General features: G+C 62.8%; 15 protein-coding genes. 7 read left to right on the top strand and 8 right to left on the bottom strand.

The window, feature by feature from the left end; all coding sequences use genetic code 11:
- Positions 1–566: 566 nt before the first annotated feature.
- From ACYVAN_RS08850 to ACYVAN_RS08835, 4 genes are all read right to left on the bottom strand, one after another.
- The gene (locus ACYVAN_RS08850; RefSeq protein WP_460957594.1) at positions 567–4,949 is read right to left on the bottom strand and encodes an NACHT domain-containing protein; all 4,383 of its coding nucleotides are present in this window, start codon (positions 4,947–4,949) and stop codon (positions 567–569) included.
- Positions 4,950–5,322: 373 nt separating this feature from the next.
- Positions 5,323–6,744 carry a Wadjet anti-phage system protein JetD domain-containing protein gene (locus tag ACYVAN_RS08845; protein WP_460957592.1) on the bottom strand — a complete coding sequence of 474 codons (1,422 nt, stop codon included), beginning with the start codon at positions 6,742–6,744 and terminating at the stop codon, positions 5,323–5,325.
- Between the two features lie 2 nt (positions 6,745–6,746).
- Entirely contained in the window at positions 6,747–8,954 is a 2,208-nt protein-coding gene (locus ACYVAN_RS08840; RefSeq protein WP_460957590.1) for an AAA family ATPase, read from the bottom strand.
- 845 nt (positions 8,955–9,799) lie between these two features.
- Complete coding sequence (locus tag ACYVAN_RS08835) at positions 9,800–10,546, bottom strand: hypothetical protein (protein WP_460957588.1); 747 nt, start codon at positions 10,544–10,546, stop codon at positions 9,800–9,802.
- Here ACYVAN_RS08835 and ACYVAN_RS08830 point away from each other — a divergent pair.
- Positions 10,539–11,081 carry a hypothetical protein gene (locus ACYVAN_RS08830; protein WP_460957586.1) on the top strand — a complete coding sequence of 181 codons (543 nt, stop codon included), beginning with the start codon at positions 10,539–10,541 and terminating at the stop codon, positions 11,079–11,081. The two genes, ACYVAN_RS08835 and ACYVAN_RS08830, sit on opposite strands and share 8 nt — an antisense overlap.
- Positions 11,082–12,393: 1,312 nt before the next feature.
- Here ACYVAN_RS08830 and ACYVAN_RS08825 read toward each other — a convergent pair.
- Positions 12,394–13,299 (bottom strand): hypothetical protein, encoded by a 906-nt coding sequence (locus tag ACYVAN_RS08825; RefSeq protein ID WP_460957584.1) that lies wholly within the window; start codon positions 13,297–13,299, stop codon positions 12,394–12,396.
- Positions 13,300–13,474: 175 nt separating this feature from the next.
- Here ACYVAN_RS08825 and ACYVAN_RS08820 point away from each other — a divergent pair, with 175 nt between their 5' ends.
- The 3 genes from ACYVAN_RS08820 (at position 13,475) to ACYVAN_RS08810 (ending at position 15,193) form a co-directional block, all read left to right on the top strand.
- Positions 13,475–14,680, top strand: a complete 1,206-nt coding sequence (locus ACYVAN_RS08820; RefSeq protein ID WP_460957582.1) for a helix-turn-helix domain-containing protein — start codon at positions 13,475–13,477, stop codon at positions 14,678–14,680.
- A 91-nt stretch (positions 14,681–14,771) separates the two neighbouring features.
- Positions 14,772–15,002: a hypothetical protein gene (locus ACYVAN_RS08815; RefSeq protein WP_460957580.1), complete on the top strand. Its 231-nt coding sequence runs from the start codon at positions 14,772–14,774 to the stop codon at positions 15,000–15,002.
- The gene (locus ACYVAN_RS08810) at positions 14,999–15,193 is read left to right on the top strand and encodes a hypothetical protein (RefSeq protein ID WP_460957578.1); all 195 of its coding nucleotides are present in this window, start codon (positions 14,999–15,001) and stop codon (positions 15,191–15,193) included. The genes ACYVAN_RS08815 and ACYVAN_RS08810 overlap by 4 nt, the downstream gene beginning before the upstream one ends.
- Positions 15,194–16,671: 1,478 nt before the next feature.
- Here the strand turns inward: ACYVAN_RS08810 and ACYVAN_RS08805 are convergent.
- Both ACYVAN_RS08805 and ACYVAN_RS08800 read right to left on the bottom strand, forming a co-directional pair.
- Positions 16,672–17,604 (bottom strand): SUMF1/EgtB/PvdO family nonheme iron enzyme, encoded by a 933-nt coding sequence (locus ACYVAN_RS08805; protein ID WP_460957576.1) that lies wholly within the window; start codon positions 17,602–17,604, stop codon positions 16,672–16,674.
- A gap of 56 nt (positions 17,605–17,660) precedes the next feature.
- Positions 17,661–18,440, bottom strand: coding sequence for an aminotransferase class IV family protein (locus ACYVAN_RS08800; protein WP_460957574.1), 780 nt, complete (start codon positions 18,438–18,440; stop codon positions 17,661–17,663).
- 197 nt (positions 18,441–18,637) lie between these two features.
- On the opposite strand from ACYVAN_RS08800, the gene ACYVAN_RS08795 reads away from it, so the two are divergent.
- The gene (locus ACYVAN_RS08795) at positions 18,638–18,838 is read left to right on the top strand and encodes a hypothetical protein (RefSeq protein ID WP_460957572.1); all 201 of its coding nucleotides are present in this window, start codon (positions 18,638–18,640) and stop codon (positions 18,836–18,838) included.
- Between the two features lie 17 nt (positions 18,839–18,855).
- On the opposite strand, the gene ACYVAN_RS08790 is transcribed toward ACYVAN_RS08795, so the two are convergent.
- Positions 18,856–19,233 (bottom strand): GntR family transcriptional regulator, encoded by a 378-nt coding sequence (locus ACYVAN_RS08790; protein WP_460957570.1) that lies wholly within the window; start codon positions 19,231–19,233, stop codon positions 18,856–18,858.
- A 106-nt stretch (positions 19,234–19,339) separates the two neighbouring features.
- Here ACYVAN_RS08790 and ACYVAN_RS08785 point away from each other — a divergent pair, with 106 nt between their 5' ends.
- Positions 19,340–19,618: a hypothetical protein gene (locus ACYVAN_RS08785; protein WP_460957568.1), complete on the top strand. Its 279-nt coding sequence runs from the start codon at positions 19,340–19,342 to the stop codon at positions 19,616–19,618.
- A complete protein-coding gene (locus ACYVAN_RS08780; protein WP_460957566.1) occupies positions 19,615–19,977 on the top strand; it encodes a hypothetical protein in 363 nt (120 codons plus the stop codon). The genes ACYVAN_RS08785 and ACYVAN_RS08780 overlap by 4 nt, the downstream gene beginning before the upstream one ends.
- Positions 19,978–19,985 lie beyond the last annotated feature (8 nt).

Raw genomic sequence — 19,985 nt, 5'->3', positions numbered from 1 at the left:
AACCATCCCCAAGCACCGCAGTGCGAACCAAAACAGCCGTGAAGCCCGCGGCCGATCCCACGGTCATACCACGGTCAACACCTTGCTCGGATAACAAAACACCCTGTCGGTACCAACACCGACAGGGCTTCTCACCTGGGAATACAATTGGTGCGCGATACTGGGATTGAACCAGTGACCTCTACCGTGTCAAAAAAAAGGTAGCGCTCCCCCACTGGCTACCAGCGCTTTCGTGTTCCGCCGCAGGTCCGTGGCTCTCGTTCCTCGTCGTTCCGACGGGATAGCACACGTTACCACACGTTCCCGTGGCCAAATAACCGCCACTTGATCACGGCGATCGAGCAAGACGCCTTGCTCACCCTCGTTTCCGGAGTCGAACGTCACTGGAATGAGCACCGCCGCCCGATCTCCGTAGACACGCTGCTGGACGCACCTTCATGCCGATGATCGATCGGCTCGCACATGTGGCGGTTGTGCTGAGTCTGGGAGGGATGTTTCTGGCCATTAACCGGTCGGTCGCACTGGCTCCGCCCCAAATGGCAACTTGGCTGCTATTCGACCGAAAGTCACCGTTCCGATTCGCCGATCAACTTCTCGATGCCATGGGCCCCCGCGACTAGTAGGCCGTCGAGCACATCCAGCAGTGCTGACCGTTCGGCCGGGGAACGGCTTTGTGCGAGTCCACGGATGATCAGCTCGCCGACCTGTTGGGCGTTGCCGGCGGCGTGAGTGCGTATGTCGCCAGCATCCTTTCCAGACTCATCGACGAAACGTTGCGCGCACAGCAGTACTAGGTCGTCGACCCGGTCCGGCGCCTGCTCGAGCGTGATTAGCAGTTGGGGCACGGCATCGGCGAATGCGGGCGATGCCATGAGGGTCTTCAGCACGCGCTCGAACGGGCGGAGCGCATGTCCGCGAAGCGCTGCGGCCACTTCACTGACCTGCTTGCGAACCTCCTCGTCGGCGTCGGTGGCCAGGCGCGTCAGTGTCTTCGCACACGCCGGGACGTTGCCGGTATGTGGAATCCGATGGGCACACATCTTGGCCGCGCCCTGCCGGGCTTCGGTATCTTCGCCGTCGAGCACGGCGGCGAGGAGGTCCTCCATCTCCCATTCCATAGCGGCGAACGCGGCCAGTTCGCCTCCCGACTCGCGGACCCGGGGGTCCTCCGAAGACAGCATCCGCTCGATGATCGGACGGATGGTTGCTGAGTCCTGGCTACCGAAGTAGATGACCAGTCGTAGCACGTGTCGGGTAGCTAGTAGTGCGTCGTGTGTCTCGACTAGCTTCCAGAAAGCCTGGGTCGCTTCCCCATACTCGTGGCGGACAGCGTTCCCAATGACTCGGGCCGCGCACGCTCGGACCGGGACCGATGGATCGGTAGCGATGTGGTCCAGTGCCGGCGCCACGATTCCCGTGCGTGCCCCATCGGTGTCGTAAACGAGCAGGTCGGACATGGCTTCGACGAGGCTGCCTCGGGCGGTGTTGATGCCGGATACGAGGATGTCCGGGACTTGTTGGCCTTTCCCATCGTCGCTCCACATGCGGATGCCGTCGTCGCTGGGATCGGAGGTGGAGAGCATCCGGTCTCGGATGAGCTCCACGATGTCGAGAGGCACGGTCTTTAGGTAGGGCCTGATTGCCGACCCCAGCCAGCGGTCGTTTTCGACATGGCCAAGCGAAGCTATGTGCCTGACGGCTACGAAGACGACGTCCTCGTCCTCGATCGGCTCGGCCTCTCCGAGCCCCATTAGCAGACCGTCGCCGTAGGCGGGGTTGATGTCCGCAGTCAAGCGGAGAGCTAAGCGAGCGAACCGTGCGGGATCCTGCTTGGTCCGCTCACGCAGAACGTACGATAGCTCCATCGCGCCGCCCGTCATCATTGTCCAGTTGTGCGCTTCTCCTACGTGCTTGGTCATCGCCTGCAGCCAGTTGTCGTCGCTCATATATTCGGCGGCAGACGTCTTGATCGGTGAGTCCACAAATCCGACTGCGACTCCCCGAGGCTCTTCTGGTTGCTCCATCCCGCAGGCACGCCGTAGTTCGCCGAGTCGGCGGCGGCCAGTGTCTGACAGCCGCTGCTCATCCAGCCCCGAGAGCAGGCAGAAGGCGTACCAGCCAGGCGATCGCTTCTCCCAAGAGAATCGCAGATCACGGACGGCCGCTTCGAGTCGGCTGAACAGGTCGACGTTTAGATGTGGGCTGATGGCTTGCATCACCTCTCGAGCGGTCCACACGCCGTTGGACGCATAGCCAGACAGCAGCCTGTGCCGACCTTGGAGCAGGACTTCGGCCGCCCAATCGGCGTAGGCAGCGCCACCGGCGATCAAACCCTGGTAGAGCAGCCATTGGGCACTGTCGTACGGCTCGACGGCGAGACGTTCGAGCGTTGGCCGAGTTGCGTCTGGATCACGCGACACGAGCGTGCGTATGGCTGCAGCCATGCTCGAGAACAGCACATCATCGAGCTTGGCGTCCGAATCCGAGTCTGGCCAGCGGAAGCAGAAATGCGCGTCCTCGCGCTGTCCATACGAATCGTGATCGAGCGCCGTGAGAGCCGTGACCCGCAACAAATAGGAAAGCAACGCATCGCAGAACTCTCGAGGGGCGTCGTCAGCGACCCTCTTCACGAGCTCGGCAACCTGGTGATCGCGCATTTCGAGAGCGGCCACCTTGCCTCTGCCATTCTGAGCGAGAGCGGTCGGCCGTTCCACGAGATAGGCCACTAACAGCTCGATGGCCCGGTCTGGGAGCGAGTCTTCGGCGCCATGCAGGATCCAGAGCGCGCCCTCGTGCACGGAGTAGTCGCCAGCGCGTACCGCCTTCAGCGCCAGATCGAACAGGCTTCGACTCTCATCCAGGTTCGCGAACCGCGAGATCCAGCGCAATCCGCGTGCGAAGATGGCTGGCTCGTGCTCGTGCCCGGCAAGAAGCTCGGCAACCCGACCGGGTGCCGTCTGAGCACCCGGGCCCATCAAATCTAGGGCACGGGATTGCTCGGCTGCGTCACCCCGCAGCCAGCCGTCGACGTGGCGGTCACTGTTGAAGCGGGCGAACCATGCTGCGGTGCGTAACCTTGCCCACAGTCTCGCCTCGAACGGCGGGTGGGTGGCAGCGGCATCGATGACCATCACGCCCTCGGATCGAGTGGGGTCAGCGATGCCGGCAAGGACAGCCATCGCAGCGTCCTTGATGTGGAAGCGGACATCGTTGCTGAGCAGCAACGCCTTGACCTCATCGACGAATCGGTCGGGTTCTACGCTACGCAGGTGCGTCATAATTTGGCGCACTTGAGCCCGCCGAAACAGCTCCTGCTCACCACCGGTCAGGAACTCCACCAGGGACTCGCCTCTGGTGCCCCAATGACGTGCGAAGGCGTAGTCGAAGAACGCTTCGTGGAAGAACGCGAGCTCGCGGCCGTCGCGAACCAGGACGTGCTCTGAGACGAGGACATCAGCGTCGTTGCCGAGGTCTTCGCGGTCGAGCACGGTCATCGGCACCGACAGGCGCTGACGCTGGCTGATCGCCTCAGCTACAGCGGATACCACGGGCCCGAAGCGCGTCCCTTCGCGTCGCTCACGGACGTCACGGCGCTTACGGTCCCAGTAGGCATCGAACAAGTGCGCTGTACTCGCGAAATCCAGCGCGTTTGTCCCGTCGGCGACAGCTGCCAGAAGCACGAGGTGCAACGGCGACCGCAGCAGAGTGCGTTGATGAGACGAGACGGCGGCGGCGTCCAAACCCATCGCCCCAACAGCCGAGTCGACTTGCTCGTCACTCAACGGCCCGACCGAGACAGTCTCCGAATCCGGGATCGCGCGCAGCCTGCGGATTCGCTCATCGTTGTCGATGTCGAACTTGCGGCACGCCAGCACGACTCGCATGTGCTCGAAAGCCGTTGCCTCCCGGATCAACCAGGCGATGACGTCGAAGTTGCGAGGCATTCGACCCGACACCACGCTGACGGCGTCCAACTGGTCAACGACCAGCAGCGAAGGCCGGTCACTAGCTGCTGCAGCGAGAGCCGAAACTGGTGATACCTCAAGCCCCAACCGTCGGCCTAACTCGGCAGTGGAGGAGAAGGGCTCGACTCGATCGAGTCTGAACGCCAGGACCGGCATTCCCTGCTCACGAGCGTTACCCACAGCTTGGTGCATAACCACACTCTTGCCGCCGCCGGCCGCTCCGATGACGAATACCAGCCCTTCCTCGCCACCTTCGGCCAGGTTTAACAACTCGTCCGACTCAGGCCGCGGCAGAACCGGACGCAGCAGCTCTGCACCGACCGCGGTTGCCCAACGATCGGTGACGGCGTTGATCTGCTCTGCCGTGGCTCCCCCGCGTACCGCCGTGGCCGGGCGCAGCCCGTATTGCGGTAGACGGTTAAGGATGTCGACAGCGGACAACTCGACCCCGAGATTGTGTAGCAACAAATCACCGAGGCCCACAGCGGCAAGGCGCCCATCTGCCCCGGCGAGCAGCAACTCTGCCAGCGCCGCGTTCCCGTCGAGGAGGTCGCGCTCGTCCGGCCACCCAATCCGGATTCCGCGCAACACCTGCCACGCTTTGTCGGGCGACTCGAAGATCTTCGGTGCCGACAGTTCGGTGAACTCATCCCGCATCGATTGATTGGGCAGCCACTCCTTAGTGAACACGTCCAGGGAGGGGGCCCGGCGGGCGTTGTCGCACAGCTCGCTCAAGGCGCGCGCGGGCACCTCAGACATGAAGTGAAACTCTCGGCCGCGCTCCACGTGATGCCGAGCGCTTGCCCACACATCAAGCTTGTTAAGGGACGCGGCCGACCAGTTGTTGATCATCCGGTTCTGACGCTTCAGCTGATGAACCTCGGTCACGCTACCGCGGCGAAAGGTGAACTCCGAGCCTTGCGAGAGTTCACCGACGTCCTCGACGGTGATCGAGTCAGCGCGGCCCATCAACACATAGAGCACGTGGCGTACTGTCCAAGCTCCTTCGTAACGGTTGCCGAACTTGTCAGCTTCGCCACCAGGCCTAGGGCTCACAACGGTTACTCCAAGACAGCTGCGGCCCGCAACGTTCACGTAAAGCGTTCGGGCGGTACATGCAGGACGGTTGCGGGTGCTCTCATCGGCTCATGTCTGAGATCCGCTCTCCGGGTACTGCGAGTTGGCCGCAGGCGAAGACACTCTCATGCTACTGAGTGTGTCGATGCGGGAACCCGACAGCTCCCGTCGCGAAGCGTGAGTTCCCACAACTCGGCCCGGGTCGGGCTGCTCCCAGATGTCTTCGCGTCCCCAAGCCAGCCATCGAAACTCAGGGGAACCACTGGTGGTGATCAAGGTTTCAACTTTCGAGACTGCTCAAGACCTTCGCGAGCGTGGGCAGTATGTCGTCGTACATGGACTCCTGCTCGCGCCCCTCGCCGCTCGGCGCGATCGCCTCAGCGAGCGCACGAAGCGCCAACGGACCTTCGGCAGCCAGCGTGGTGGCCCTAGCACGTCCGCGTTCCAACTCGGAGGGCGTCTGCCGGCGGTACGGTCCGGTCCTCCAGAACTCTAGGTTCATGCACACGGGTTCCACGGGACGGCCGAGCCGGACGCTCAGGTTGTTGATGATGCCTATGCCGTCGGCGTCCAGGTCGCACCACGCGGCGATCGACAGTTCGAAGCCGGACAGGAAGGCGACCAACGGGCGGCTGGCGTAGCCCTTGCCCCACACGCACAACCACCGGTCGTAGATATCAGTCCGCTGGCAAATCTGTTCGAAAGCGTCCTTGTTTTCAATCACCAGAACGCCGCGCACGGCAGTAGTGTCTACGGTGCCGAGCAGTCCGAGGCCCCCGGCAGGCAGACCGATCCAAGGCTCGCTCGTGTGAGCGTCGGCGACGACGCTGCCGACGTGCCACAGTAACGGCCCGCGCATCAGGATCTCGACGTCGTTGACCTTCACAGCCTCGGTGAAGGACTTGTTGACAATGTTGGCGAACGCTGCTTCCCGTTCCGGGGTCCATCGCTTCGAGTCCCGAAATGCATGGCTGGCGACGTCCTTTGCGGTCAGCTCGACATTGGCACCGGAGTGGAGGTACCAGTAGCAGGCAGCTCGGATGGCGTCCTCGTAGACCGACCATACCTTGGTTCCCGCGCGGGTACCCGCAGGCGCGCGAAGCGGTGATCCCTGCTCGACGCGGGCCAGCCGAAGGCATTCGTCGGCCAGTTCCACGACGTTTGCCATCAGGTTGTGGAGCTCTGTCCGCGCGGTGTCGGGATCTGGCCTTCCAGTGACCTCATTGAGGTGGTCGAGACGCGCCGCCTGCCAACCTGCCGTGAGTCGCAGGTGCTGTGGCCGGAGGTCGAATCCGGTCTTGGTCGCGATCACCGTGCACCGCACGACGGCCACGCCGCTGCGGACAAGATCCATTGTAAACTGCCATGCCCCATTGCCGAACTGGGTGACGAGGCCGGACCAGCGGCGTTCGGCGTTGGTGTTGAGCACCCAGATGAGGTCGTGTTTGGTGAATGTAGCCGGAAGCGCGAAGGAGGACGACCGCGAGCTGGCGAGTAGGTCGACTTGGCGCACCTTGACCCGGCCCTTCCTGTCGCGGCGGACCCGGTCCGTCGGAGCGCCGAGTTCGAGTTCATCATCGTCGTCGGCGCGGGATTTCGGCACGGTGAATGCCTTAACGCCGGGAGGCAGCAGGCCCGGCAGCGGTACCTCGATTCGGCCGGCGCTTTCGCCGAAGAGGAACTCCAGCGAGTGGGCGTTCACGGTCAAGCTCCCTTGCGGCGCCGACCGGCGGCGAGGTAGTCGGCAGTCAAGTCAACTTGTTCGGAGTTCGCGTTGAAGCCCCAGACTCGCGTTGGCCGGTTATAGGCTTCCGCCTCGCTCGTGTGGGCGAACCACATCAGCTCGCCGCAGACGTCCGCCGCATCGACTAGCACGCTGTCCTGGCATGTGCCGAAAATCGTGACCTGGGTGTCTTCGGCGACGCGTTTGAGCGCGCCGAGGACATCCTTGCGGTTGACCTCACCCAGGCTGTTGCCGAGCTCGTCGAGCACGAGCACCCTGCCGTGGGTCTCGGCGTCGGCCAGAACTGCCGCGAGGACGAGCTGCACCGCGTGGACCTTGACCTGTGCTCCGTTGGCGACCTCCCTGTAGGACACCATCCCGCTGCTGCGGGAACGTTTCCACCTGGGCGTGACCTCCCAGACCCACTCGGCCGCACCCTGTGGTGGCGAGGCCGCGACGTGGAGGTCGGCTCCGCTGCCGCCACGTTGCCGGTCCAGCTCGTCGAATTGATCGCTCACGCGGCCGAGAATGCCTTCGAGGTGCTGCTCGATCATGTCCTGCATGACCTTAAGGTTCTGCTCACCGTCCGCCAGTTCACGCTCCAGTCCTTGATGGACGCGCGCGTGCTCGGCCCGCTGATTCTCGATCTTGGTTCGCATGACTCGGTCCTGGCCCGACATCGCTTCGAGTCTGCGGCGCAGTGGTTCCGCAACGGCGGGGAGATCTGTTGCGGGCGCACGATCGCCGGACCCCGCAGCGAGCGCCTTTCGCCGCCGTATGCAGTCCCGCATCTCGGTGGGCAGCGTTTCGTCGCGCTCGTCGATGCCGAACAATCGAATCGCGTCCGCCAACCGGTCCGTGGCCGCGACTCGAATCGTGCCGAGGTTCCGGATCGGCAAGTCTTCAAGGTCGCCGTCATACCGGTGCAGGGCACCACGCGCAAGCGCCTTCCACATCTCGACATCGAGATCGACGCGTTCCTGTTCGCGGACACGCAGCTTGCGGCGCTTCTCCCGTTCGTCACGCTGAAAGTTCTCCAGCCGGGCTTTGAGAAGAATTACATGCTGATCGTGCCCGTCCAGTACGCCCTTAGCCTCCTCCCAAGCTTCCTGCAGCTTGGCCTCTTCTTCGGACGCCTTACCAATCGCACGATCAAATTCGCCGATCTGATTGGACAGCCGGTCCTCTTCCTCATTCACAGCGTTCAGCCGCTCGGCAGCAACCGCGCAGTTGTGCTTGGCGGATGCGAGTCGGAGTGCAGCTTCAGCCAGCTGAAGTTCGGCTCTGGCTCGATCTTCGAGCTCAACCGCGTCATCTACATCCCTACGGAGGCGAGCCAGTAGTGCTTCCCTGCCCGCTATGGGGTTGGGGAAGTTGCCGCTGATCGTCAGGCTCAACGATCCGTCGTGAACACGGTCGGGAGTGGACTGATGCTCCAGGCGAGCTTCAAGCGTCTGAAGAAAGCGGGTGATCGGCAGCCGACACCGAACACCGTCCGGAAACGAACCTTCCAGCTCATCGGTGGTGATGACCATCGCCCCAGGGCGCTCAGCGAGGACGACATCCAGTGTCGGAGAAGCCAGCCGGTGGTCAACGACGACGGCATCCTGATAGGGCAGCAACCTAGGTTCCCAGATAGGACGCTCGGACTCCTCGACCTCGACCACATCGAAGAGCGAGGCGGCTTCGATCCCGTTGCTCTCCAGAGTGTCCAGCACCAGACCGGCCGCCCCGCCACGGCCGTTCTCTGCCCGATCTAGTGCCTTCTCGGTCTCGGCAACCGCGGTGTTTGCGCTCTCCCGCTTGAGTTCGGCCTTGTTCCGCTCACGGAGCGACCGCGCCTGGTCTATTGCCGTCTCAGTAGAAGGACGACCGTCCCACTCAACCGCATCCTTCAGAAGCTTGTTCCGCTCATCCACCAAGTCGCGGTGTGCTTTGTTAACCTCCGCGCGCTGGATCCGAAGGTCACTGATCTTCTGTTGCGCCCCCGTCCAGGCATCGCGAGCTCGTCGTTCGGTGGTTGCATGGTCTGTGGTTTTCTTTAGTTCGGCGAGCGCGGTCTCAGTCTCAGTAACGAGCCTTGCTGCGCCTACGTGCTTATCGCCAAGATCTTTGACGTCTTCGTCCGCGGCTGCCTCGTCGGACAGCGCCTTCTGCAGGCCGATTCGATCTGGCACGCCGTGCGCCACAACGGCACCTGTCCGCCCGTCGCATGGCCGAGCAACTCTACGGAGACGCACCCCGCTGCTTGACGTACCTCGACACCCCGCTGCGGCCTCCGGTGCCCTCGCTGCTCAGTCAGCAAATGACCGAGATGGAGCCGAAGGACATCGGGGAATCCCTGATCGCGCTGTCCGGATCCAAAGCTCACCTTGACGCTGAACGGACGCTGCGCGGAGACGTCCTAGTGCAAAGGCGTACTCGTGACGACTCGCTCTTGCGAGCAGCGGAGCGCGAACGCGAGGAAGAGGTCACGCTGCAGGCGATCGAGGACCGAGATGCCGCGCGGGCCGCGCTGACTGAGGCTGAAGGTCAGTGGGACCTGTACGTTCTTGCGCAGTACCGCAATCCGGCCTCGGTGACGGGGCCATCAGGCTGGGCCCCGCAGTGGCGACTTGGACACAAGCCGACGTCGATAGCCTGCGCCGCTAGGAGGTACCCACACCTGCGCAGACGGTTGACGGCGTGTGTGACGTTCTGGATGCCTAGCGGCGCAAGGGTCTGCCGCAGCTTCTCGAAGGTCGTGGGCTCGCCTGGGAAGATCGGTGCGTCCGGATCCGGCCAGCAGCAGCTCAGACACGCGGCGAACACGACCACCGTGCCTTCTCCCGCGCCGCCGGGGCCGCCCGTGTCGTCCGGCGTCAGAGGCACTTCTTCTCGCCAACCCAAGGTCAGTTCGACTCCGGAATCGCCGCTGCGCAACTCGACCAGTCTGCGACCGGCGCGAGCGGCAGCAGCCCGCAGGTCAGTAAGGTCCGCGTCGTCGGGGGAAGTAATCGCCCTCCAGACCCTTATCTGGGCCAGTCGGAATGCCTCAGTCACGGTGACGGCCCGTCTCGTCGGTCAACCGGATCGGGGTGACGTAGCTGACCGTTCCGGTAACGTGCACCCGCAGCTCATCGGACAGCCGCAGGGTGAACCCGAGTTCAGGGTCCCCGGTAGCTGCGAGCAGATCGGCGACGAGGCGGATCGCGTCACGCCACGACGAGTTCTCGATCTCGACGGTGAGATCGATCTCCGCGTTTCCGCGTAGGTGCAACCGTAGAACGGCTTCGCGACGCTCACGCAGACTCCCGCGCCTACGGCGCGCTTCACGGACCGGGTCGTGCTCCGGCGGCAGTTCTGGTGATCGCGGTGCGCGCCTACGTGGCTCGGGTGGCCGGTACTTCTCGAGCGTCGCGAGAATCTCGTCCGGCGTTATCAACGCCGACGCAGGGTCGAAGACCATGCCTCCGAACACCTCAGCAAGGTCATCAACCGACGAGCACAGAGCGGCGGTGTGGTATTGCTCCGGCAGCAACATGGAGAAGTCCCGCTCAGCGGTGACCGCGCGCAGGAGGCGATCGATCAGGTCACTGACCGCCGTCGAGTAGCGCAGCGCCTGAGTAATCAACTTCGAACCTGTGGGACTCAGTTCGGGAAACCGCGTCTCCACGACCGCCACGAGCGCCTTGGCCTCGGAAAGCATACGGTCCGCTCCCCGGCGTTTGCGTCGCTCGTGCAGCAGTTCCTCGACCGGCCGGTCCCGGAGTTGAATGAGTTCGCCCGTACTGATGGACAAGGCACGCCTCAGGGTCGTCAGCCCGCGCCAGCACATCATCGATGCCAAGCACGCCATCGAGGATGTCGCGTCTGGTCTGGTCGAGGAGGAACAGGATTTCCTGGATCCCCGTACCAAGACGGAGCTTGTCGAAAACAAGCAAAGCGGCGACACCAGCGCCGTCGAAGTGCAGCCGACGGTGGTAAGCGCGCCCTTGCGGAGGCCGGATCAGGCGCAGCTGCCTGAAGACGGCGATCCGGCTCTCAAACGTACCGGGACCTGCATCGCCGCAGGCCGCCTTGAGCTGTTCGACGGTCAGTCCTTCACCATTCTCATCGAGGTCGCCGTAAGCCTCGTAGACGGCTTGCGCCCACTTGAGCATCGCCGGGTCGCGGATGACAGCACCAGCGTTGTCCGCCACCGCGGCGATGAAGGCGCCAAGCCGTTCGAGAAAGGCATCCTCGGACTCCTCGTCGTCATCGTCATCCGTGAACAGATGTTGTTCTGTCACGACATCAAAGCCACGTTCGGGCTGTTCCACGACTGCACACCGTGAAATCGTCCAAGAAGCCCAGGTGGGATGTCATGCGCCGAACGGGTGATCAAGTGCCACGGGTGAGCCTCAGACGAGTAAGGCAGGCGTATTGGTGTGAACGAGAACGGTCGCTGCGGTCGCGAGCGGACAATCGCGATCAAGGCCGACGGCCTGTCCCCACCTACACCGGTTCGTATCCGCGCTTGAGCCGCGAACACGACGCCGTCGTCAACGGGCTCACCCTCCCGCACAACTCCAGTGCGGTCGAAGGCAACGTCAACCGGATCAAAATGATCAAAAGGCCGACGTACGGCTCCGCCCACTTTGATCATGGCCCTGTAGCCCGACACCTTGGCGTTGCCCTGGTGGCCTCCAGAATGGATGTTCGACATGCCCGTGCTCATCCCGCCTGAGTTCCGCCAACGCACGATCGAGGTCACCCTGACCAGCGACAACCCTTGGGCGAGGTGGCCGCCGTACTGAGGGTCAGCAGCTCCTACCTGCAAAGCTGGATCCGCCAGGAGAAGGCCGACGACAAATCAGCCGGCTCTTGAACAGCGCGGGGAAGACCAAACTGGGCGGACTGAAGACACACACGATCGGGTGGGCCTTCTCTTTGTAAGTCACGGTTGCGTCCTGGTCGGTATTGGGGTTGAGTACCTTGCACCTCAATGAGCAGCGATCGGTTCCGAACGCGTAGCCGCCCCAGCGCCCTGGTCTACCTTCCAGAAGGTGGTGGGTAGTGGGCACCAAACGAGACCGGAAGTGCCATGTGCGTCGCTCCGATTCACGATGGCTCCGTGTCAGTGACGAACGTCGTGAACCGCCCGATGTCGAGAAGCTCGCCAAGGTTCTCATCAGTCTCGCGTGAGAGCAGGAATCCAACCAGCCGGAAGCCGACACAGAAAGTGACCATAAGCCGCCACCTTCGGCGAGTTAGAACCCTTGAAATACCGCTCTGGCCTGGCGTTCCATCGAACGCCAGGCCAGAGGTCCGGAACTACGTAGAGTCAAACCGCAGTTCAACAGCAGTTAGAACCCTTAGGTGGAGCTGACGGGATTCGAACCCGTGACCCCTTGACTGCCAGGCACATCACACAGGTGTGCTACATGCAGCACCTACCGTGCTGACCTGCACGGACGGTCCTCCCCCGTCCACGTCAGTCCACAACCGTCGCCAGCGATTGACAGGCAGTTAGACAGGCAGCAACGCAGCAGGATGGAGCGCCTACATGTTGGCGCTACTCGTCCTACGCAGATGCGAACCCGCTGCCGACGATTGACCTAGCGTTCAAGCCACCGACGCACGAACCGTACGACGGATTTCTTCCAGCTAATCTTCAATACGTTGTTGAACAATCACATCGATAAAATCGTGCGACGTAAGGTACACCTTACCATGCCCGTCACGTTCTCTAAGTTTGATCGGAATAGCGTCACCGAAGGTAAACTCGATATCCAGCCGTGGAGACATTTCGACACCAGGGAACACCGCTAGGTTGACCACCTTGAATATTCTATCCCCATAGTCTCCATTATTTTCCTTAAGCTTAGCTGCGAGTTCATGCACACTTCGGCGCGGCCTCATCTCCAAATAGACATGCTGCTTCGGATAAATGGCATAAAAATCATCAGCAGCCGAACGTACCGGAATTCCCACCTTCCTGTCCTCAACCGGGTGGTTTCCTTGATAGAAGTACAACGGCTCCTTGGTGTAGAATCGTACAGCCCTATCCCCGTCATTATAGAGCGTCATTCGAGCAATGTAGAAGACTTCCAACCTGTTGCATTCGATATGACTTAGAGGCCGTTCCTCTAAACGCTCCAGTGGTGGATGGGGCGCAGGCGGCTCCTCCGAGCTCAGCAAAGGCTCCCTCAGTCCCCGCGCGCACTCTCCAAGAGAACTCTCCACTTGAACAATAATTCGCGGAGCTTTGAGGTCCACAACCTGTTCCTTTGCGACCTCAATGCTTTCTCGCGCCAGCCTCGACTGGGTTGCGGCGGTAGCAGCCTGAGCCTCAGAGGCCGCAGCACTACGACGAGAGACGTCTACACCTTCTTCGGCAGCAGACGCACTACGCATCGCCGCAGCAGCATTTTCTTCTGCATGTCTGGCACTTTTCTTAGTCGCCTTAACCGCCGTAGCTGAATAAAATGCAACACAGAAAGCAAGTGCTGTGGCCACCGCCGATACCCAGTCAGCATTGAGATACCTGCCGACCAATTCAAGAAATTCCACCAGGTTATACTATCGGCATAACCGATCCAGTCGAGGAAAGTCGCCGAGATGGAGTAATCCTCGACCAGCAAATTCTTTCCTGGCATGCTGGGCCTTGCCTCCCGCCGGAGGTGTTGGCCCCCAGGGGACGCTCTGGGGGCGCCGGTGGGGGTTTCCGGCGGGAAGGTGGAGGACCATGTCCGAGGAGTCTTTCGGGCAGGCCTTGCGGCGGCATCGTCGTGCGGCCGGCCTCTCTCAAGCCCAACTTGCCCAGGAACTTCACCTCGACCAGGGGAACCTCTCCCGGTACGAGAACGACCGGCAACGCCCCGAGCCTGCGACGGTGGACGCCTTAGACGCGATCCTGTGCGCCGGCGGCGAGCTCCGTGCCCTGGCCAACGCCACCACCCCACAGCCCGCGACCAGGGGTATCCCGGCCGCCGGCGCGGTGCAGCCGAGTGATGAGACCGATGCGATGGAGCTGGCCCGCAGGGTCGCGGCCTCCGACATCAGCACCGAGACGCTCGCCCAGCTCGAAATGGCCTTCGACGATCTGGCCACCGCCTACCCCGCCAGCAGTCCGCACGATCTCCTGCCTCGTCTGCGGGAGCACCTGGGCTACATCTCCCAGCTCATCGACGCACCCCGCAAAACCCTCGCCGCCCACCGCCACCTGCTGGTGCTCGGCGGCTGGTTCTCCCTGCTGGCCGCCACGGTGCACATAGATCTGAACCAGCACGCGCCGGCCACCGCCCGGCTGCGTACCGCCGCCGGCTTGGCCACCCACGCCGAGCAGAATGAGATCCGCGCGTGGTGCTACGAAACCGAAGCCTGGCGCACGCTGACCGGCGGCGACTACCGCCGCGCCGCCGAGCTCTCCCAGCACGCCCAGTCGATCGCCCCGTCCGGAAGCTCGGCCGAGATCCAGGCGACCGCACAGGAAGGCCGCGTGGGCGCGGCTCGGCGAAGCCGATGCCACCTACCGCACCGTCGAGCGCGTCCACTCGCTCTCGGCACACCTGCCGAGCCAGTGCCGGCCGAACACCACTACCGCTACGACCCCGGCAAAGCCGCGGCCTACACCGCAACCACGCTAGCCTGGCTCGGCGACCCCGAGGGCGAGCAGCACGCCCGCCAGGTCATCGAGCGTTTCCGGCCCACCAACGACTTCCAGCCCTGGCCCCGCCGCTACGCCACCGCCCACGTCGACCTGGCCCTCTGCGCGGCTCGCCACGGCCGGCTCGACGAAGCCGCCGACGCTGCCCAGACCGCGATCGAGTCCGGGCAGGTAGCCCCGTCCAACTGGTGGCGCGTCCGCGAAGTCGTCAACCACGTCACCGCAGGCAAGCTCCCCACCGCAGGCGAGCTCCAGGACTCCTACCGGACCATGACCAGCCGCTAACCCCGCCTGGCTATGCGCATCAGCACTGGGCTGTTGCGCATAGACCCGCATTCAAGGTCACAGACCGTGGTGGTTCGGCAGCGTTAAGCGCATGGAGACAGCACGACCAACACCACTGCTCGACGCGGGCCTGTGGACCAGCCCTGAGGGCTGCGTCCACATCCGCAACGCCGGCACCGGAAACACCTTCTGCGGCCAACCCGTCGGCAACTACGGCACCCAACCCACCCACGCCTGCGACGACTGCGTCGCGGTGAGCCTGCGCGAGTACGCACGCATCCACGCCTGCAACCTCCTCTGCCGGAAGCAGGCCGAGTCGTGAGCGCCCCGACGAAAGCCGAGCAGCGCTACGCCCAGGTGTGGACCGAGCATCTCGGCGTCGTGCACGAACGCCGCCAGGACGACCACGGCCAGACCCTCTGCGGCCTCAACGCCGGTGAGAGCAACCGCTTGGTCTCCGCTCGCGCCTGCCGAAGCTGCATCACCGAACGCCTTGCATACGAGATTCCCTAGCCGCCGAGGGGTGCGGATGACCCCGAACTCCACGCCCCTCGGTGTTCCACACCCCTCCCAACCCTCCAGGCCGAGCCCAGCAAGCCGTCTACGGCGCTCTCAGCGCGCCATGAAATGGCCGACACCGCCACCGACCAGCGAGGCAAGAACAAGGCCGTGTCTTTCTGAAAGATCCGCGAGCGCCTGGCACAGGCCCCGGCATCTCACGTTGGTAGCTCCGTCCGCAAGCTTGGCAATCAGGGTTTCCCGGAAAATAACTGAAGAACGTCTTTCAGTGGCCCAGTTCTCTGAGTAGCGCGTGAGTCTAATGAATAGAGAAGCGTGATTGCGGCCCATGCGGTGGCAGCAATCGCTAGGGACCCTGAGAGCCTCGCCGGCAAATCAATAGGTGAAATCTTGATCGCAAAAAACAAGAGCAACGGGAGTGAGGCGATTGCTAACGTCTGGGTGACATGCAGAAGCTTCCGCAAAATGGATCCTTTCCGAAAGCTGGAAGGATACACACTCGGAAGTTCACCGTACAGGCCGTACAGTAAGGCTTGTGTGGCGCGAGCAAGTTCATCCTCGATATTCCCGTATGTATCCGACACTGGTAGCGACATCCTCAGATGGCACCATTTCAGCATGCGCGAAAACGAAGTTGCCTTAGTTCGCAGTATGGATTTCTCGAGTGACCCGACTCCTCGCCTGGTGAGCAGACTGCGAACACATCTACTCGCTCGAAGCGAATGGTCTGAGAACCTGTAAGGGCTTCTGCGCGGGAATCCGTAATCGTCAGTGCCTTCTTGCAATGAATCAATGCAACGAAGTAGAGAAACTATGGCTTCAGATTCCGGTATCCGCGCCAGCCTTTTATGTCTGTGCCACAGTTTAACTGCTAGCTGGAGAAGCATGGGTGGAGCGAGAAGAGTTGTGACAATCGGCATTGCCAAAAAGAGGGTGACCCCAACGCTGTTGATGAAGCCACCAGGATACTGATATGCCGTATACCACGGCTCAAGAAGAGCGATCCCTTGTCTTGAGCAGATAAGGTAGCCAAGTGTGGTGGTCAAGATGAGCACTGCTGACGCGAAATGAGTCTCGTAAACAAAAAATCTGACTGGCAAGTACTCGTATGCGGTGACCATGATTAGGACGCCAAGGAAAAAGGAAAGCATGCCGGGAATCCCGGTCTCGAATCCGGTGTAGCCCAGCACGGCCAGTATCCACGCCGCGCTTAGCGGGGTCCCCATCCAGAATAAATTTTGCTCTTTGGCGCGGACTCGCGCATGCCTCGCCGCCACTCGCCTATACTTTTTAAGTAGATCCGTAAGAGTCGGATCGTCGCGGCCCGCGCTAATATACTTAGATAATTCTAAGTTAGCCCGAAGGGTGGACCGCATGGCTCTACGGCACTCCATTTTGCTAATTTCTAGCTCCTTCGGGATATCTCGCCTGGCAAGAAGTCGGACGTGATACGTCGAGCCGGTACAGGGACTTTATGCTCCGTCGCTGAGCAGCTTTTCAAGGTCTTCGGCCGGAGCAGTGCACCGGAACCCGGTGTCGTCGTCGCACATGGTCTCGTTGGCGTCGTTGAACTGCGACGGGACCGCACGGTCGAACTGGCTGGTCCAGGCTCCGCCCTTGAGCTCGCGTCGGCCGGGCGTGGATTGGGTGTCGAGCCATTCCCAGACGTTGCCGCACATGTCGTAGACGCCGTACGGACTGGTCCCGGACTGGTAGCAGTCGACCGGCGTCGTAGCGCCGACGCCGTTCTCTCGGACGTTGCACTTGGCCGGCGTCGGCTGGTCTCCCCACGGGTAGGTCGCCCCGCGGGTTCCCCTGGCCGCCTTCTCCCACTGCTGCGCGGTTGGGAGCGTCTTGCCTGCCCACTTCGCGTAGGCGGCGGCGTCCTTCCAGGTCACCCACACCACGGGGTGGTGGGCCAGTCCTTGCGGGAAGGTGCCGTTTTCCCAGTGCTGCGGCGGTTCATGGCCGGTTGCGGCGACGAACTGGGCGTAGTCGGCGTTGCTGACCAGGTAGATGTCGATGTAGTACGACGGCACCCACAGCGGCGTGTTGCTCGGGCCGGACTGGTAGATGCTGCCGTCCACTTTGACCATCGCGCTGCCGGTGAGGGGGTGGCGAACCTGGCCGCTCCCAATCGGTTCCACGGTGCTGGCGCCGGAGATCTCCGCGCCGTTGGTGAGCCCCTTGAACCTGGCCTTGGTGTCGGGGTCGCACATTCGCAGGGCCGTGTCCAGGATCGCCTGGTTGACCGGACGCGGCGTGATCTCAGCGCCCTTGGCCTCCCACTTCGAGATCATCCGCTCGCTCACGCCCAGGTGGGCGGCGAAGTCCCGAAGGCTCATCCGCATCGCCTCACGTAGAGCGCGGATTTCGGCCCCGGTCCAAACCTGCACATTCGCCACTTGCAGCTCCCCTTTAGCGACTTCCACCGGGGAGCCTAAACGTCATGATCGCTCGCCTACACCCTTTCGCCGGGGATGTCCGCGTACAGGCCGCGAAGCTCGTCGAAGACCTTGTGCTGTTCAGGCCATTCGTTGCTCTCCACAGCGGTAACGGCGCGGATGCCGGTGGCGGCGTTCGTGGCGAAGATCGCATCCATCTCGTTCAGGTCGGAGAGCGTCACCGGCTCCACCACGATCGACTCGTCGAGTTCCTGCTGAAGCAGCGTCATGGTGATGCCGGCCAGGTACTCCGACTTGGGCCAGATGATCTGACCCTCGCGTACGAACCCGATGTTCGAGGTCGCGATCTCGCTGATCGTGCCGTTGGGGTTGAGGAACAGCACGTCATCGAAGCCGTCTCGCTGGGCGATGCGGCGTCGGCGGAGTGCGGCGTACAGGCCGATGTGCTTCACCGGCGGATCGTCGCGCAGATAGGAGATCGCGCGGAGTCGCATGGGTAAGGCGATCCCTGGCGAGGCCGCACGGGTTGTGACCAGCACGTTCGGGTTGGCGTCCTTGCCGATCGTGCCCAGACCAAGCGCGGGATCGTAGATGGTTACGCGTGCGGTGGTCAGCGCTGGCGCGTCTTCGAGCGCCAGGCGGAGGAAGTACCGGACACGCTCGATGTCGAGATCGACGTCGAAGAGCTGGCGGCAGTCGCGCGCCAACCGCTGCATGTGGTGGGACAACCCGCGTACGCACCCTTCCTCGACCCGCATCGAGGTGAAGTGACCGTAGTTCGTCAAGGCCAGGGTCTTGACCTGCTCCAGGTCGGGCGGAGTGCCGTTGAGCTGCATGCATCCCAGCTTGTCAGCTGACGAGCCAATTCTGAACTTCAACGGAACCGAAGTTCAGCGCTGGTTCAGGGGCGCCGGTTCAGCGGTGGTTCAGCAAGGGGCGTTCAGGGGCAGTTCTTCACAGCTCGCTTGGGCCGCAATCTGGATCTGTCAGCGGAACGGGCACACGAAAAGTCCCAAGCGAGAAGGAGAAAGTCATGGCGAAGCAGGCGTTCCCCGGAGTCCAGACCGGCGGCGGCATCATGCCCAAGCTCATCGGTGCGGTCATCACCTTCGCGGTCCTGGTCCTCATCGTGAAGCACCCGGCCGAGTCGGCGGTTTGGGTCAAGGGCGCGTTCGAGCTCTTCATCGCCCTCGTCAACGGCATGGCCCAGTTCTTCCAGGGACTCATGGCATGACGGCGGCCTTGAACGCGCTACTGCGTCTCGTCCAAGCGGGAGGCGAGCGAGGCGATCCGGCCTTCCAGGGAGCCGAGGTTCGTTTCGAACCGTTGCGCGGCCTCGCGAAGTTCTCCCAGCTCGGCCCGCGCCTGGTTCAGCTCAGCAGCGATATCGACCTCTTCCGAGGCATCGCGCACGTAGGCGCCGGCATTCGGTCGGATCGTCACGGTGCCGGCGTCGCGGAGCACGCGAACAGCGGCCAACGCGGTGTTGACCGCCACGTCGTACTCGGAGGCCAGCTGCCGGTAGGTCGGCAGCTGATCGCCGGGTCCGAATTCGCCGGCGCTGATCCGCCCTTGCAGGGCTTCGGCCACGTGTCGGCTGGCTGGGCGTTTGTCCTCGTCAGTTGCCACGCGATCAGCGTACGCGGTTTGTCTTAAGACATCAGGTTGACAGGGGCACCCCTGCGCCTTAATGTCTTGAGACATTGAAAATGTCGCAAGACATCGGAGGTTGGAGATGAAGGACCTGGACAAGCTCTCGGTTGGCGCTGAGCTCGCTTTTTGCGAGGTCGAGCTCGACGAGTTCGAGCAGCAGGCGGTGCAGAGCTACTGGGAGCAGGTCATCGCTGAGGAGTTGGGGGAGGTCGAGCTGCCGGACACGCCGTTTGCCTGGTCGGAGCTGGGAGCAGGGGAACGCACCCGGCTTCGTCGCTATGAGCGTCGAGAGGTCGGCGCTGCGTTGCGGCTGATCACCGCCGAGGTGGATGCGACCTCCGACGCGGGGGAGGCGGCGTGACCGGCCCGCTGAGCTGGTTGTGGCCGCAGAAGCCCGATCCGCAGTGGTCGACCGGAGGCGGGCCCAAGGGCGATCGGCGGCGGAGAGAGCTGACCTGTGGTGAACACAAGCCCAGTAGTGGCGAGCAGATCACGGGGATGACGGTGCGCTGGACTTGCGAGTGCGGTGCCTACCGCGACGAGATCGACGCGGCTCCGCCGCACGGTCACGAGATCCCGACGCCCGAGTACCTGGAAATGGAGCGCAAGGGCCTTAAAGGGAAGACAGGTCCGTGGCGTTCCCAGGTCACTGGCAAGCCCTTGCTCGTCAAGCGCACCACCGAACTCGCTGAGTCCTACGCCCACCAGCTTCTGAACTGATGTCCCGG

The sequence above is a fragment of the Parasphingorhabdus pacifica genome, from assembly GCF_054779195.1.
Note: the sequence above shows the minus strand (reverse complement) of the source record. Positions and strands in the feature narration are given on the sequence as shown.

Coding starts and splice junctions, on each gene's coding strand:
- ACYVAN_RS08830 (WP_460957586.1), top strand. CDS start 10,539: ATGGACAAGGCACGCCTCAGGGTCGTCAGCCCGCGCCAGCACATCATC.
- ACYVAN_RS08820 (WP_460957582.1), top strand. CDS start 13,475: ATGTCCGAGGAGTCTTTCGGGCAGGCCTTGCGGCGGCATCGTCGTGCG.
- ACYVAN_RS08815 (WP_460957580.1), top strand. CDS start 14,772: ATGGAGACAGCACGACCAACACCACTGCTCGACGCGGGCCTGTGGACC.
- ACYVAN_RS08800 (WP_460957574.1), bottom strand. CDS start 18,440: ATGCAGCTCAACGGCACTCCGCCCGACCTGGAGCAGGTCAAGACCCTG.
- ACYVAN_RS08795 (WP_460957572.1), top strand. CDS start 18,638: ATGGCGAAGCAGGCGTTCCCCGGAGTCCAGACCGGCGGCGGCATCATG.
- ACYVAN_RS08785 (WP_460957568.1), top strand. CDS start 19,340: ATGAAGGACCTGGACAAGCTCTCGGTTGGCGCTGAGCTCGCTTTTTGC.